Raw genomic sequence first — 14,305 nt, 5'->3', positions numbered from 1 at the left:
GGTGGCGGTGGACAGACCTGCGCCTCCGGCGGGAGTATTTTTGGAAAAAAGAAGATGTGGATAATGCGGTCAGGGATGCGCGTCGAAATGGGCGATGGTTTTGGCGGTGACGCTGTCGCGCATGTCGCGGTTGTCCATCAGCATTTCATGCTGGCCGCCCTTGATTTCGTGCAGTAATCCACCCGGCCAGCGCGCCATGCGGCTGCGGATCGCGGCGGGGTCGACGATGGATTCGTGGCTGCCCAGAAAGGTCAGGCAGGGGATGGCGGGCGCGGGCAGGCGCGACAGGTCGCGCATTTCCTGCAAGGATTTGTTCAGCCAGCGCAGGGTCGGCCCGCCAAGCCCCAGAGCGGGATGGGTTGCGACCTGCTGGCGCAGCGCGGCATAGATGGCCGGATCGCTTGTCAGCATATTGCCCGCAAAGGGCTGTTGTAGCGGATAGCTGGTCGCGGATTGGCCGGGCACCAGCTTTTCGTCGCATTTCAGCGGCAGGCTGAGGGTCGAGAGGCTCCATGCAAAGGACCGTGTCGCGCGCGGCATCTGGATGCCCCACATCGGCGCGGAAAACATCACCGCATTGACATCCAGCCCGTTGATCAGCGCCCGCAGCCCGATGCAGCCCCCCATGGAATGGGCGAGCAGGAAATAGGGCCGTGGCAGATCAAGTGCGGCGGCATGGGCCAGCACAGCCGCCACATCGCGCTGGTAATCCGCGAAATCGCCGATATGGCCAAGGCGCGGATCAGCGATCAGCCGGTCCGACAGCCCCTGGCCGCGCCAGTCCACCGCCAGCACGCTATAGCCCGCTGCTGTCAGCGCCTGGGCGGTGATCCCGTATTTTTCGATATATTCGGTGCGTCCGGGAAAGATCAGCACGCTGCCTTTGGCACCCGCCACCGGCCAATGACCGGCGCGGATACGCCTTTTGTCGCTGGTTGTCAGCCAATGCGCCGCCCCGCCCGCCGGGCCGTTTGCGATATCATCGAAAAACGGGGCGGCAGCGGCCATCAGCCAAGCACGCTGGTCAGTTTCATCGCCATCCCCATATCGCCATCCACGGTCAATTTGCCGGTCATGAAAGCGGTTGTCGGGTTCAGCTCGTCATCAAGGATCGCCTTGAACACATCCGCACTGGCGGTCAGCGTGACATCGGCGTCGTCATCGGCAGCGCGTGCGCCGCTTTGGTCGATGATGATGCTGCCTTCATCCTCGATGACGAATTTGGCGGTTCCGTCAAAGCCTGCGCCGCCCATCTTGGCGTTCAGCTGGGTGACGGCTTCGGTGACGACTTCGCTCATGATTTTGATCCTCTCGTGATGATTTGCGGCAGGCAGGCTCTGGTGTCTGTCGCGGGATGCATTACATTGCCAGATATGATGGCAGATCGACTTGGCTTCAAATGTATCGTTGCGGCACTTGTGCTGGGCCTGGGGTTTTCGCAGCCCCTGGTCGCACAAACCGAAAGGCTGGACCAGCTTTTCGCGGAATTGTCACAGAGTGATGAAGACGGATCCTTGCGCATCGAACAGCAGATCATCGCCGAATGGGCCAAAAGCGGGTCGGCTGCGATGGATCTGTTGCTGCGCCGGGGCCAGGATGCGCTGGATGCGGGCGCGCCCGAGGCGGCGCTTGATCATTTTTCCGCATTGGTCGACCATGCCCCTGATTTTGCCGAAGGCTATTACCAGCGCGCCACAGCCTTTTATCTGCTTGATGAAATCGGCCCCGCCATGGCCGACCTTGAAGAGGTGCTGACCCGCAATCCGCGCCATTTCGAGGCGATGCGCGGGCTGGCGGTCATGATGGAAGAAACCGGACGGCCCGAGGCGGCGCTTGAACTTTACGACATGATCCTTCAGATCGTGCCATATTCCGCGCAGACCCGCGACGACCGCGCGCGTTTGCACCAACAGCTGGGCGGCCAGGCGATCTGACGCCCGGCCCTGACGGGGACGAAAATGCAAGGTTCCCGGATCACGGCCGTTCTTGGGCCGACCAATACCGGCAAGACCCATTACGCGATCCAGCGGATGCTGTCCTACCGCACCGGCGTGATCGGCCTGCCTTTGCGCCTGCTTGCGCGCGAGGTCTATGACCGCATCGTCGCGATCAAGGGGCCGGGGGTTGTGGCGCTGGTCACCGGCGAGGAACGCATCGTGCCGCCGCGTGCGGCCTATTGGGTCTGCACGGTCGAGGCGATGCCCGAGGGCATGGGCTGCGATTTCCTGGCTGTTGATGAAATCCAGCTTTGCGCCGATCCCGAACGCGGCCATGTGTTCACCGACCGGCTGCTGCATGCGCGCGGGCTGCATGAAACCCTGTTTCTGGGGGCTGAAACCATGCGCGGCGCGATTGCCGCGCTGGTCCCCGGCGCGCAATTCATGGTCCGCGACCGGATGTCGGAACTGACCTATACGGGGTCCAAAAAGATCAGCCGGATGCCCGCAAGGTCGGCCATCGTCGGGTTTTCGGTCGATAATGTCTATGCCATCGCCGAACTTTTGCGCCGCACCAAGGGCGGTGCCGCCGTTGTCATGGGCGCGCTGTCGCCCCGCACCCGCAATGCGCAGGTGGAAATGTATCAAAACGGCGATGTGGATTACCTTGTCGCCACCGATGCGATCGGGATGGGGCTGAACCTTGATATCAGCCATGTCGCCTTTTCCTCGCTGACCAAATATGACGGCCGCCGGATGCGCCATCTGGAACCGCAGGAATTGGCGCAGATCGCGGGCCGCGCGGGGCGGCATATTGAAAACGGCACCTTTGGCGTGACGGGCGAGGCCCCGCCCTTGGATGATGCCGTCGCTGCTGCGATCTGCAACCACCAGTTCCGCCCTGTCGCCAAATTGCAATGGCGCAACAGCCGGTTGCAATATGGTTCTGTCAAACGGCTGATCGGATCTTTGGAGGATCGCACCGATAACCCCTGGCTGACCCGCGTGCGCGAAAGCGATGATCTGGCCGCGCTGAAAACGCTGGCGCTGGATGCCGAGGTCGCGGCGCGCGCCACCGACGGGCCATCGGTGAAATTACTGTGGGATGTCTGCCGTATCCCCGATTTTCGCGGTATTTCGGCGGGTGAACATGCCGGGCTGCTGATGCAGATCTACAACGATCTGCACCAGCTTGGGCATGTCTCGGCCAATTGGTTCGCCTTGCAGGTCCGCCGGATTGACCGCACCGACGGGGACATTGATACTTTGTCCAAGCGGCTGGCCTATATCCGCACCTGGACCTATGTGGCCCAACGCAACGGCTGGCTGCGTGACGATTCCCATTGGCGCGATGAAACCCGCGCTGTAGAAGACCGTTTATCAGATGCGCTGCATGGCGCATTGACGCAAAGATTTGTGGACCGGCGGACCAGCATCCTGCTTCGCCGGCTCAAACAAAAGGAGAGCCTGTTGGCCGAGGTGAATGAAAAAGGCGAAGTGACCGTCGAAGGCGAATTTGTCGGTCGTCTGGAAGGGTTCCGTTTCCGCATGGACAAGGCGGGCAGCCCTGATGAGGCGAAAACCCTCCGGCAGGCGTCCCAGCAGGCGATCGCGCCGCATCTGCATCTGCGCGCGGACCGTTTCTACAACGCGCCCGACACAGAGATAGATTTCACTGAACAGGGTGGCCTGATGTGGGGCGATCAGGCCGTGGGCAAGCTGGTGGCAGGGTCCGACCCGCTGAAACCCGGTGTCGCGGTCTTTGTCGATGACGAGGCAGGCCCCGATGTCGCGGCCAAGGTCCAGCGCCGCTTGCAGCATTTCATCGACCGCAAGATTGCGGCAGGATTTGAACCTTTGCTGGCGCTGAAAAATGACGAAACACTGATCGGGGCGGCCAAGGGCTTTGCCTACCGGATGGCCGAACATTTCGGCATCATCCCGCGCGGTGATGTCGCCGATGAGGTCAAGGCGCTGGATCAGGATGCGCGGTCTGCCTTGCGCAAACATGGCGTGCGCTTTGGTCAATTCACGATCTTCCAGCCTTTGCTGCTGAAACCCGCCCCGACCCGCCTGCGCCTTGTGCTGTGGTCGCTGGCGCGCGATCTGTCGGAATTCCCGCAAAGCCCGCCCCCCGGTCTGGTCACAGTGCCTGCCGCGAAAGATGCCGTGCCCGGCTATTACGCGATGGCGGGCTATCGTGCCGCGGGCGAACGTGCGATCCGCATCGACATGCTGGAACGTCTGGCCGATATGCTGCGCGACAAGGACAGCCGGGGCGGGTTTGAAGCCAATCCCGACATGCTGTCGATCACCGGCATGACGCTGGACCAATTCGCCGATTTGATGGCGGGGCTAGGCTACAAGGCCGACAAGGGCGAACGCGTGAAGGTCAAGGCACCGCGCGCCGATGTGGCGGGTGATCCGCCGACCGAAATTCCGGTTGAAACACCCGATCAGCCGGATGATGCGCCAGCACCTGCCGAAGTGCCGGATGAAACGCCGCAAGAAATGCCTGCAGATGCACCGCCGCAAACGCCCGACGCCCCCGAGACGGAGCTGTTCTATACCTTCACTTGGGGCGGACGGGCTGCGCGCCCGGCACGTCCGACAAATGACCGCCCGCGCGGCAATGCCAAGCCCAAGGGCAAGCCGAAAGGCAAGCCGCAGATGCAGCAAACCAAGCCCGACAGCTTTCAGGCCAAGCCCAAGCGCGAAAAACAGATTGATCCCGACAATCCCTTTGCTGCCGCCTTGGCGGGGTTCAAAAAGGCTTGACCGACGGCGCGCGTGTCACGATCCGGCTGGACAAATGGCTTTGGCAGGCGCGGTTCTTCAAATCGCGCAGCATTGCCGCCGGAATCGTGACCGCGGGCAAGGTGCGGGTCGGTGGCACGCCGGTCAGCAAAGCCGCCCGCGCCGTGGGGGCGGGGGATGTTCTGACCTTTGTGCAGGCCGATCAGACACGGGTGATCCGCATCCTTGATTGCGGCACGCGCCGTGGCCCCGCGCCCGAGGCGCAGGCGCTTTACGAGGATCTGACGCCTGTGACAGAGCCTGCACCCCAGACCCCCGGCAGTGACCGCAAGGGGCGGCCCACCAAAAAGGATCGCAGGGATATGATGACGCAGCGCGGGATGGATGACCCTTTCACGCTTGAATGACCGCGCGATCCGATTTAGCAAACCGGCAAAGAACTACGGATGACCCCATGACCTATATCGTCAACGACAATTGTATCGCCTGCAAATACACCGACTGCGTCGAGGTGTGTCCCGTCGATTGTTTCTACGAGGGCGAGAACATGCTGGTGATCCATCCCGATGAATGTATCGATTGCGGCGTCTGTGAACCCGAATGCCCCGCCGATGCGATCCGGCCCGACACCGAACCCGACATGGAAAAATGGGTCGAGTTCAACCGCAAATACTCGGAAATGTGGCCGGTCATCATCACCAAGAAAGACCCGCTGCCCGGCGCCGAAGACATGGATGGCAAGCCCGGCAAGCTGGATCTGTTTTCCGAGGCCCCCGGCGAAGGCGGCTAAGGGTAAACCCCTGATAACAAAGCATTGCTGCGTCATGCGCAGGGATGCTTCCGAAGCGCGCGTTTTTGTGGTATGATTCCCCTCAATGACGCGAATGATGTGATCCTGCCCATACGTCTTAACCCGCCGGTGACGCTTGTTACCGACGGTTTTTTGTCGCCTGACGTGCCGGATTGCCATGAAAGGACAATCATGACCAAGAAGAAAAGCGAATTCAGCCCCGACCAGTTTGTCGTCTATCCGGCGCATGGCGTGGGCAAGATCGTCTCTGTCGAAACGCAAGAAGTGGCCGGGTTCGAGCTGGAAATGTTCGTGATCGCCTTTGAAAAGGACAAGATGACCCTGCGGGTGCCGACCCATAAGGCCACCGATGTGGGCATGCGCGCGCTGGCGACACCTGACGTCGTCAATCACGCGCTGAAAACCCTGCGCGGCAAGGCCAAGGTCAAAAAGGCCATGTGGTCGCGCCGGGCGCAGGAATACGAGCAAAAGATCAATTCCGGCGACCTGATCGCCATCGCCGAAGTCGTGCGCGACCTGCACCGCCAAGACGACCAGCGCGAGCAAAGCTATTCCGAGCGTCAGCTTTACGAAGCCGCGCTTGAACGCCTGACCCGCGAATTCGCCGCCGTTGCAGGCGATGACGAGAATGCGGCCGCCGCGCAGATCGGGTCCGTTCTGGTGGGGCGTGCCGCTTAAGCGGATGTGAAATGAGGAAAAAGCCGCGCCAGAGAGCGCGGCTTTTTTTATGGCATATCTTGAGGCGTCTTCCGTGCCGTCTGGCGGGTAAAACTGGCTGAATCGTCATGTATCCGGATGCCAGATCGCACCTTGAGAATAGCGTGCATGAAGGTCGGGTGCGTGGGACGGAGCGGACCTTCAACGAACGTCCGCAAAGCAAGTTCGAGTGAGGTTATGCTGCCATCTCTATCTGTATTTGGCCGTCATGTAGGAAGCACTTTTTGTCGAAAAGCGACAGGTCGAGGGGATTTGGCAACCGGATGTCTGCAAGAGTCGGCATGGTGCTGGACGATAGCTCAAAAGCGCGGTCGATTTGGGAAATCAAAACCACAACTGCTCCATATTCGATGGCAAAATTCTTCAGCGCCCGGACTTGTTCTTCCAGCGGGGGATTGCTGCGCTTTTGATCCAAAAGCTGCAAGTAATCGACAACGATGAATGCGCGATCCGGTGTAGTCGCGAGGCGTTCAATGATGTGAGCCGCACAAATAACGTCAGAGGTATCAACGACGATTGGGCCGTCACTTTCCTTTACGTCTAAACCTAGTTTTTCATACCGATCCCACACATCCTTGTCATTGTAGTCGAGCGAGAAAACATAGCCTATGCGCTTGTTTTTCTTAGCCAATGCGGCCAACTCTAACCCGAGAAGGGTCTTGCCGTGGCCGGGACGCGCACCGATCAGCACCATATCGCCTGGATTGAGCTGGCTCATGATTTCCTTGGCTGGTGTCGCTTTGGAGTAGCTGGACGCCAAGTGGCTCCAATCACTGAAGCCCTCTTTGGTGGCAATTTGATTGAGTGCCTCGTGGAGCTTGATATTGGTGTGGCGTGCCAGCAATTTTGCTTGACGCTTAAGTGCGTAGATTGGTGATGACAGTCTCATCTTGAACCCCCTTCTACGAGCGGTCTTCGCAATCCCTCCTTATGCGCGTGCTCGAACAGGTTAGATTCGAAGTGGTGTCGCTCCGCATGACATATGCTGCCCCAGTGGAGGGGGGAGGCCCGAGCAAGGCCACCATCAGAAGTTATCTTGATCGCTTGGAAAACTCAATCGGGTTTCGGTCATTCGCTGCACGCTGTCGAATGCTCGAGTTGGGCTTATTCCGTTGAAAAACTCTTGTTGATTTGGGTGCCTGTCGCTGATTCAATTCCTCGTATGATACGGGGGGAACTGCGATGTTGGGACCGAAGCAAGAGGCGCAAGGCGCGTTGTTTTACGAGTTCTCGATCGAGGGTCACGTTCCTCAGGATCACTTATTGCGTTCGATCGACCGCTTCGTCGATCTGTCCGGTATCCGGCATCACTTGGCTCCGTTCTACAGCAACACAGGCCGCCCTTCGATTGATCCCGAGTTGCTGATCCGCATGCTGTTGGTGGGGTATTGCTTGGGAATCCGGTCCGAGCGGCGGCTTTGCGAAGAGGTGCATCTGAACCTCGCCTATCGGTGGTTTTGCCGCCTCGATCTGGCGGACCGTGTGCCGGATCACTCGACCTTCTCCAAGAACCGCCATGGCCGTTTCCGCGACAGCGACCTGCTGCGCCACCTATTCGAGACGACTGTGGCGCGGTGCATTGCAGAGGGTCTGGTCAGCGGCCAACGCTTTGCGGCGGATGCCAGCCTGATCGAGGCCGATGCCAACAAGCAGAACTCGACCGCGAAGGAAGGCTGGAACCCGTCAACCATCGATCCGGATGATGCGCCACGCGCAGTTCGGGAATATCTGGAGGTTCTGGATGATGCAGCCTTTGGCGCGGCCACGACCGTCGAGCCCAAGTTCACGTCCCACTCCGACCCGTCCAGCCAGTGGACGGCAGCGCGCAAGGGCCCAGCATTCTTTGCCTATTCCACCAACTACCTGATCGATACCGACCACGCCGTGATCGTCGATGTCGAGGCGACCAGGTCGATCCGGCAGGCCGAGGTCGGGTCCGTGCGCACGATGCTGGACCGTGTCAAAGACACGTTCGATCTGCATCCCGAGCGCATCATCGCGGACACGGCATACGGCTCCGGCCCGATGCTGGGCTGGCTTGTGGATCGCAAGATCGCGCCACATATCCCCGTCATTGATAAGGCAGGCCGGACAGACGGCACCTGGAGCCGCGCTGATTTCGAATGGGACGCTGACAACAACCAATACATCTGCCCCGAAGGCGAAGCCCTCAAGCAATTCCGCCGCAACTATTCTGATCCAAACAGAGGCCCGGACGGCAAAGGTGTCGCCAAATATCGCGCCCTGAAACTGACGTGCCAAGCTTGCCCCTCAAAAGCGAAATGCTGCCCAAATGCCGACTTCCGCTCCATCACGCGCGAAGAACACGAAGACGCCCGTCAGGTCGCCCGCGACATTGCCAAGACCAAGCAATACGTCATCTCGATGCGGCTCAGAAAGAAGGTGGAAATGCTCTTCGCCCATCTCAAACGTATTCTCGGGTTGGGCAGACTCCGATTGCGCGGCCCGAACGGTGCAAATGACGAATTTCTCCTCGCCGCAACCGCCCAAAACCTCCGCAAACTAGCCAAGATCTTTCCTGCACCGCAGCAAACGCGCAAAGCCTGATAAGAAAGGCGCTCGCGCCCTGTTCAGACCGCTAATTTCTGCACCAGCAACACGGTGTTTTTCCACAGAATCGGCTCATTCCCACCGTTCGCTGCGATTTGCGCCAAGGACTCGCTGTTCAATTCAGGTCAGTGCTTCACGCGATGCTCACGCCACCCGTCTGGCCGTCACGCGACAGGGTTAGCCTTGAAACGACGTCAAAACCCAACCCCGTCCCCCGTCACAACGCCCGCCAGCCGATATCCGACCTGTAAAACCCGCCCGGCCAGTCAATGCCTTGCGCCATGGCATAGGCCTGTTCATGCGCCTCGGCCAGTGTCGCGCCGCGCGCGGTGATGTTCAGCACCCGCCCGCCATTGGCCTGATATTGGCCGTCCGCGCGCTTGGTCCCGGCATGGAACACCATGTGGAAACTATCCTCTAGCTGCGCATCCAGCCCGCCGATCACGCTGCCCTTGGCGTAATCGCCCGGATAGCCATTGGCCGCCATGACGATGGTCAGCGCATGGTCATCGGCCCAGTTCACGCTGACCTCGTGCAGGCGCTGCTCGGCGCAGGCTTGCAGCAGGTCCAGCACCTGCCCGCCAAGGCGCATCATCAGCACCTGGCATTCGGGGTCACCGAAGCGGACGTTATATTCCACCAGCCGTGGCTGGCCGTTTTCGATCATCAGCCCGCAGAACAGCACGCCTTGAAACGGGGTGCCGCGGCGCGCCATTTCATCCATCGTGGGCTGGATGATTTCGCGCAGCGCTTTTTGCGTGACCTCATCCGTCATCACCGGGGCGGGCGAATAGGCGCCCATGCCGCCGGTGTTCGGCCCTTGATCGCCGTCAAAGGCGCGTTTGTGGTCCTGGGCTGTGCCCACAGGCAGGATGGTCTTGCCATCGCAAAGCACAAAGAACGAGGCTTCTTCGCCTTCCATGAATTCCTCGATCACCACGGCGGTGCCTGCGGGGCCGAAACTGCCGTCGAACATATGGTCAAGGGCGGCCAGTGCCTCGTCCAATGTCATCGCGACGGTGACACCTTTGCCTGCGGCCAGACCGTCAGCCTTGATCACGATGGGCGCGCCTTGGGCCTGCACATAGGCGCGGGCGGGGGCGGCCTCGGTGAAACGGGCATAGAGGGCGGTGGGCGCAGCTGCTGCATCGCAGATCGCCTTGGTGAATGATTTCGATGCCTCCAGCTGGGCGGCGGCCTGCGACGGGCCAAAGACCAGCGTGCCGGTGCGGCGCAAACGGTCTGCGACACCGGCGGCCAGCGGGCCTTCGGGGCCGATAATGACAAAGTCGATGGTATTTTCCGCGACGAAATTCGCCACGACATCGCCATCAAGAATGTTGAGATCGGCGCAATCGGCGATCTGCGCGATGCCTGCATTGCCCGGTGCCACGATCAGCCGGTCGCATTTGGGGTTCTGCTTGATCGCCCAAGCCAGACTATGTTCGCGCCCGCCGCTGCCCAGAATGAGGATGTTCATCACCGTCTCTCCGCCTTTGAAAACTTGCCGCGGTCTTAGTCAGGGATGGCGCAGATCACAAGGCCGGGCTTGGCCTTTGGGCGATGGCATCTTAGGGTGCGTCCCAAACTGCGCAAGGATCACCCCGATGATGGATTTATTCGACGACGGCCCGGCCGAGCCAAGCGCCGATAACACGCCCGAATTTTCCGTCTCTGAAATCTCTGGCGCGGTCAAGAAGACCATCGAGGGCGGCTTTGCCCATATCCGCGTGCGCGGCGAATTGGGGCGGATTTCGCGGCCCGCATCGGGCCATATCTATCTGGATCTCAAAGATGACCGCGCGGTCCTGTCGGGTATTATCTGGAAAGGCCGCGCCGCTGGCTTGGCCCACCGCCCCGAGGAAGGGATGGAGGTCATCGCCACCGGCAAGCTGACCACCTTTCCCGGCCAGTCGAAATACCAGATGATCATCGAGGATATCGCCCCCGCCGGTGCCGGTGCCTTGATGGCGATGCTGGAAAAGCGGCGTGCGCAGCTGGCGGGCGAGGGGTTGTTTGACACCGCGCGCAAGAAACCGCTGCCCTATCTGCCTGAAATCATCGGCGTCGTCACATCGCCCTCGGGGGCGGTGATCCGCGACATCCTGCACCGCCTGCGCGACCGTTTCCCGCGCAAGGTGCTGGTCTGGCCGGTCGCCGTGCAGGGCCAGAAATGCGCAGCCGAGGTTGCCGCCGCCATCGCCGGTTTCAACCGCCTGACGCCGGGTGGCGCGCTGCCGCGCCCTGATCTGATCATCGTGGCGCGGGGCGGTGGCTCGCTCGAGGATCTTTGGGGGTTCAACGAGGAAATCGTCGTGCGCGCGGCGGCGGCATCGGATATTCCGCTGATCTCTGCCGTGGGCCATGAAACCGACACGACGCTGATTGATTTCGCGGCTGACCGGCGCGCCCCGACGCCGACGGCGGCGGCCGAACTGGCGGTGCCGGTGCGCATTGAACTGATGGCCCTGATCGACCAGCAAGGCGCGCGGCTGGTGCGCGCCTTGTCCAACAATCTGCAAATCCGCCGCCAGCGCCTGCGCGATCTGGCGCGCGCCTTGCCGCAGGTGGAGACGCTGGTCGACGGGCCACGCCAGCGGCTGGATTACCTGTCCGACCGCCTGCCCGCGGCCCTGCGGCAGGCCGCCGCGCAAAAGCGTCTGCAACTCAGCGATGCCGCATTGCGCCCGGCCATCCTGCAACGTCGCTTGGCCGAGGATCGCAGGCGGCTGACAGCGCTGTCCGACAGGCTCGCCCCCGCCTTGCAGCGCCGGACCCGTGATGCGGGCCTGGCACTGGACAGGGCAGGGCGCGGGCTGCGGGCTGATCTGGTGCAGGCCCGGCTGGACCGGCAGGGCGAAAGGCTGGCCATGCTGCTGCGCCGCTTGTCGGACCGCGCCACGCGGCAACAGGCTGAACGCACGGCGCGCCTTGCCGCGCTTGACCGGCTGCGCGAAACCTTGGGCTATATGGAAACGCTCAAACGCGGCTATGCGGTGGTGCGTGCGGGCGATCTGCTGGTCACCGATCAGGCGACGGCGGCCAAGGCCGACCATCTGGAAATCCAATTCGCCGATGGGCGGGTCGCTGTACGCTCAGGACGATAGATCGTTGCAGATCAGCGGTTCATCGGCATCGGTTTCATAGATCACGGTGCCATCAGGAATATTGCTGAATTCCGCCCGGATCTTGCCATCCTGCAAATAGGTGGCCCAGCATTTGGGTTCGGGGTCGTCCTCATAGAGAAAGCAGATATCGCCCTCGCTTTCATACCAGATGCCGAACATGCAGCTGCCGTCAAAGGCCGACCACATGACACGGCGGCCGGTCAGATAGGCCTCGATCCCGTAACGCGCGATGGTTTCGGTGCGAAAGGTAATCGTGCGGCCGGTGACATGGGCGTCAAATGCATCGCCGGTCATCTTGTCTTGTGCCTTGGCCTCAGGCGCGGGCAGCAAAGCCAGCAGACAGGCCCCCAGCACGGCAGCCGCCGCAGGGCGCAAGGTTGATTGGTATCCACAGGGGCGATATCGGCGCGGGGCAAGAGGCAGCGGGCGGGTCATAGCGCGTGATTAGCACGGCGGGGGCGCGCAATGAAGCGAAACCGCAGGGCTGCGTGCTTTGGCCCTTGGGGCGTCGCTTTTGCGTGGTTTGCACGACGGGCGCGGGCTATGCTGCGCCAAAAGCGGGGAATATGGGCATGGCCAAGGACAACCAAGACGGCATCTGGAAATCCGGTAAAGGCAAGGGACGGCATACCACCAAGGGGCGGCAGCTAGAGGATGCGGCCTTGGGCGATATCCGCGCCTTGCTGGGCGACAGGCCGCGCCGCCGGGACCTGCTGATCGAATTCCTGCATCTGGTGCAGGATGCCCACGGCCATCTCTCTGCCGCCCATCTGCGGGCGCTGGCCGAGGAAATGCGCCTGTCACAGGCCGAGGTCTATGAGGTCGCGACCTTTTATGCCCATTTCGACGTGGTCAAAGAAGGCGAAACACCGCCCCCCGCCCTGACGATCCGGGTCTGCGACAGCCTGTCGTGCGAACTGGCCGGTGCGCAGGCGCTGAAAGCCGCGCTCGAGCAGGGGCTGGACCCGGCCGAGGTCCGCGTGCTGCGCGCGCCTTGCATGGGGCGCTGTGACACCGCCCCCGTGCTGGAAATCGGGCATCACCACATCGACCATGCGACGCCCGCCAAGGTGCAGGCGGCGATTGCGGCGGGTGATATCCATGCGCATCTGCCCGATTACCAGACCCTGGCCGCTTATTGCGCCGATGGCGGCTATGCGGTGCTGGAACGCTTGCGCGCGGATGGTGACTGGCAGGCGGTGCAGGAATTGGTGCTGGCCTCTGGGCTGCGCGGCTTGGGCGGTGCAGGCTTTCCATCGGGGCGCAAATGGGGTTTCGTGCGCGGCAATCCCGGACCGCGTTATCTGGCCGTGAACGGCGATGAAGGCGAGCCCGGCACGTTCAAGGACCGCTATTACCTGGAACGCACGCCGCATGTGTTTCTGGAAGGCATGCTGATCGCCGCCTGGGCCATCGAGGCGGAAACCTGTTTCATCTATATGCGCGATGAATATCCCGCCGTGCTGGCCTTGTTGCGCCGCGAGATCGCCGCATTGGAAGCGGCGGGGATCGTCAGCCCCGGCTATATCGACCTGCGGCGCGGCGCGGGTGCCTATATCTGCGGCGAGGAATCGGCGATGATCGAAAGCATCGAGGGCAAGCGCGGCATCCCCCGCCACCGCCCGCCTTTCGTGGCCGAGGTCGGGCTTTTTGGCCGCCCGACGCTGGTGCATAATGTGGAAACCCTGCTTTGGGTGGCGCGGATCTGCCGCGAAGGGCCCGAGATCCTGAACGGCGTGGAAAAGAACGGGCGCAAAGGCTTGCGATCCTATTCGGTGTCCGGGCGGGTGGCGCAGCCGGGGATCTATGTCCTGCCTGCGGGATCGACGATCATGGATATCATCGCGGCGGCCGGTGGCATGGCGGCGGGCCATCTGTTCAAAGCCTATCAACCGGGCGGGCCGTCATCGGGGCTGTTGCCTGCAAGCCTGGATGATGTGCCGCTGGATTTCGACACATTGCAGCCGCATGACACATTCATCGGCTCGGCTGCGGTTGTGGTGCTGTCCCAGCAAGACCGCGCCCGCGATGCCGCGCTGAACATGCTGCGGTTTTTCGAGGATGAAAGCTGCGGGCAATGCACGCCTTGCCGTGTGGGGTGCCAGAAAGCAGTGCAGCTGATGCAGGCCCCGGAATGGGACCGCGCCTTGCTGGGCGATCTGTGTACCGCGATGGCGGATGCATCGATCTGCGGGCTGGGGCAGTCGGCGCCCAATCCGATCCGGCTGGTCATGCGCCATTTCAGCGACGAGATCTGAGGCGGCCTGCGGCTGTGCCGCAGTTGCGGCGCTCCGCGCGGGGATATTTATGCTCGGAAGATGGGGGGGCCTGGTCTTTTCAATCGCTGACTTAGTGGCTAGGTCTTGGCCCAGAAGTCATGAAAG

13 protein-coding genes are annotated in these 14,305 nt (G+C 61.7%); 8 read left to right on the top strand and 5 right to left on the bottom strand.

Annotation, left to right across the window (positions count from 1 at the left end):
- Positions 1-69 precede the first annotated feature (69 nt).
- Complete coding sequence (locus LOKVESSMR4R_RS10205; protein WP_087208083.1) at positions 70-1,008, bottom strand: alpha/beta fold hydrolase; 939 nt, start codon at positions 1,006-1,008, stop codon at positions 70-72.
- Complete coding sequence (locus tag LOKVESSMR4R_RS10200; RefSeq protein ID WP_087208081.1) at positions 1,008-1,298, bottom strand: SCP2 sterol-binding domain-containing protein; 291 nt, start codon at positions 1,296-1,298, stop codon at positions 1,008-1,010. Before LOKVESSMR4R_RS10200 ends, LOKVESSMR4R_RS10205 begins: the two co-directional genes overlap by 1 nt.
- Before the next feature lie 75 nt (positions 1,299-1,373).
- On the opposite strand from LOKVESSMR4R_RS10200, the gene LOKVESSMR4R_RS10195 reads away from it, so the two are divergent.
- The 5 genes from LOKVESSMR4R_RS10195 to LOKVESSMR4R_RS10175 all read left to right on the top strand — a co-directional run bounded on the left by LOKVESSMR4R_RS10195 (position 1,374) and on the right by LOKVESSMR4R_RS10175 (position 6,183).
- Entirely contained in the window at positions 1,374-1,934 is a 561-nt protein-coding gene (locus tag LOKVESSMR4R_RS10195) for a tetratricopeptide repeat protein (RefSeq protein ID WP_087213014.1), read from the top strand.
- A gap of 24 nt (positions 1,935-1,958) precedes the next feature.
- Positions 1,959-4,715 (top strand): helicase-related protein, encoded by a 2,757-nt coding sequence (locus LOKVESSMR4R_RS10190; protein WP_087208078.1) that lies wholly within the window; start codon positions 1,959-1,961, stop codon positions 4,713-4,715.
- Positions 4,712-5,101: an RNA-binding S4 domain-containing protein gene (locus LOKVESSMR4R_RS10185; RefSeq protein ID WP_087208076.1), complete on the top strand. Its 390-nt coding sequence runs from the start codon at positions 4,712-4,714 to the stop codon at positions 5,099-5,101. Before LOKVESSMR4R_RS10190 ends, LOKVESSMR4R_RS10185 begins: the two co-directional genes overlap by 4 nt.
- 47 nt (positions 5,102-5,148) lie before the next feature.
- Complete coding sequence (fdxA, locus tag LOKVESSMR4R_RS10180) at positions 5,149-5,484, top strand: ferredoxin FdxA (protein WP_087208073.1); 336 nt, start codon at positions 5,149-5,151, stop codon at positions 5,482-5,484.
- 192 nt (positions 5,485-5,676) lie between these two features.
- Entirely contained in the window at positions 5,677-6,183 is a 507-nt protein-coding gene (locus LOKVESSMR4R_RS10175) for a CarD family transcriptional regulator (protein WP_040483067.1), read from the top strand.
- Between the two features lie 214 nt (positions 6,184-6,397).
- On the opposite strand, the gene LOKVESSMR4R_RS10170 is transcribed toward LOKVESSMR4R_RS10175, so the two are convergent.
- Complete coding sequence (locus LOKVESSMR4R_RS10170) at positions 6,398-7,111, bottom strand: DNA helicase (protein WP_087208071.1); 714 nt, start codon at positions 7,109-7,111, stop codon at positions 6,398-6,400.
- A 293-nt stretch (positions 7,112-7,404) separates the two neighbouring features.
- Between LOKVESSMR4R_RS10170 and LOKVESSMR4R_RS10165 the strand changes: the two genes are divergently transcribed.
- Positions 7,405-8,790, top strand: a complete 1,386-nt coding sequence (locus tag LOKVESSMR4R_RS10165; protein WP_087208069.1) for a transposase — start codon at positions 7,405-7,407, stop codon at positions 8,788-8,790.
- 220 nt (positions 8,791-9,010) lie between these two features.
- On the opposite strand, the gene purD is transcribed toward LOKVESSMR4R_RS10165, so the two are convergent.
- Entirely contained in the window at positions 9,011-10,273 is a 1,263-nt protein-coding gene (gene purD / locus LOKVESSMR4R_RS10160) for a phosphoribosylamine--glycine ligase (protein ID WP_087208067.1), read from the bottom strand.
- 127 nt (positions 10,274-10,400) lie between these two features.
- Here purD and xseA point away from each other — a divergent pair, with 127 nt between their 5' ends.
- Positions 10,401-11,900 (top strand): exodeoxyribonuclease VII large subunit, encoded by a 1,500-nt coding sequence (gene xseA, locus LOKVESSMR4R_RS10155; RefSeq protein ID WP_087208065.1) that lies wholly within the window; start codon positions 10,401-10,403, stop codon positions 11,898-11,900.
- Here xseA and LOKVESSMR4R_RS10150 read toward each other — a convergent pair.
- On the bottom strand, positions 11,889-12,356 hold the full coding sequence (locus LOKVESSMR4R_RS10150) for a hypothetical protein (RefSeq protein WP_237331760.1): 468 nt from the start codon (positions 12,354-12,356) through the stop codon (positions 11,889-11,891). The two genes, xseA and LOKVESSMR4R_RS10150, sit on opposite strands and share 12 nt — an antisense overlap.
- Before the next feature lie 137 nt (positions 12,357-12,493).
- On the opposite strand from LOKVESSMR4R_RS10150, the gene LOKVESSMR4R_RS10145 reads away from it, so the two are divergent.
- A complete protein-coding gene (locus LOKVESSMR4R_RS10145; RefSeq protein ID WP_087213008.1) occupies positions 12,494-14,179 on the top strand; it encodes an NAD(P)H-dependent oxidoreductase subunit E in 1,686 nt (561 codons plus the stop codon).
- Positions 14,180-14,305 lie beyond the last annotated feature (126 nt).

This window comes from Yoonia vestfoldensis (assembly GCF_002158905.1).
GTDB classification, from domain to species: Bacteria; Pseudomonadota; Alphaproteobacteria; order Rhodobacterales; family Rhodobacteraceae; genus Yoonia; species Yoonia vestfoldensis_B.
Note: the sequence above shows the minus strand (reverse complement) of the source record. Positions and strands in the feature narration are given on the sequence as shown.

Coding starts and splice junctions, on each gene's coding strand:
- LOKVESSMR4R_RS10205 (WP_087208083.1), bottom strand. CDS start 1,008: ATGGCCGCTGCCGCCCCGTTTTTCGATGATATCGCAAACGGCCCGGCG.
- LOKVESSMR4R_RS10200 (WP_087208081.1), bottom strand. CDS start 1,298: ATGAGCGAAGTCGTCACCGAAGCCGTCACCCAGCTGAACGCCAAGATG.
- LOKVESSMR4R_RS10195 (WP_087213014.1), top strand. CDS start 1,374: ATGATGGCAGATCGACTTGGCTTCAAATGTATCGTTGCGGCACTTGTG.
- LOKVESSMR4R_RS10190 (WP_087208078.1), top strand. CDS start 1,959: ATGCAAGGTTCCCGGATCACGGCCGTTCTTGGGCCGACCAATACCGGC.
- fdxA (WP_087208073.1), top strand. CDS start 5,149: ATGACCTATATCGTCAACGACAATTGTATCGCCTGCAAATACACCGAC.
- LOKVESSMR4R_RS10175 (WP_040483067.1), top strand. CDS start 5,677: ATGACCAAGAAGAAAAGCGAATTCAGCCCCGACCAGTTTGTCGTCTAT.
- LOKVESSMR4R_RS10170 (WP_087208071.1), bottom strand. CDS start 7,111: ATGAGACTGTCATCACCAATCTACGCACTTAAGCGTCAAGCAAAATTG.
- LOKVESSMR4R_RS10165 (WP_087208069.1), top strand. CDS start 7,405: ATGTTGGGACCGAAGCAAGAGGCGCAAGGCGCGTTGTTTTACGAGTTC.
- purD (WP_087208067.1), bottom strand. CDS start 10,273: ATGAACATCCTCATTCTGGGCAGCGGCGGGCGCGAACATAGTCTGGCT.
- xseA (WP_087208065.1), top strand. CDS start 10,401: ATGATGGATTTATTCGACGACGGCCCGGCCGAGCCAAGCGCCGATAAC.
- LOKVESSMR4R_RS10150 (WP_237331760.1), bottom strand. CDS start 12,356: ATGACCCGCCCGCTGCCTCTTGCCCCGCGCCGATATCGCCCCTGTGGA.
- LOKVESSMR4R_RS10145 (WP_087213008.1), top strand. CDS start 12,494: ATGGCCAAGGACAACCAAGACGGCATCTGGAAATCCGGTAAAGGCAAG.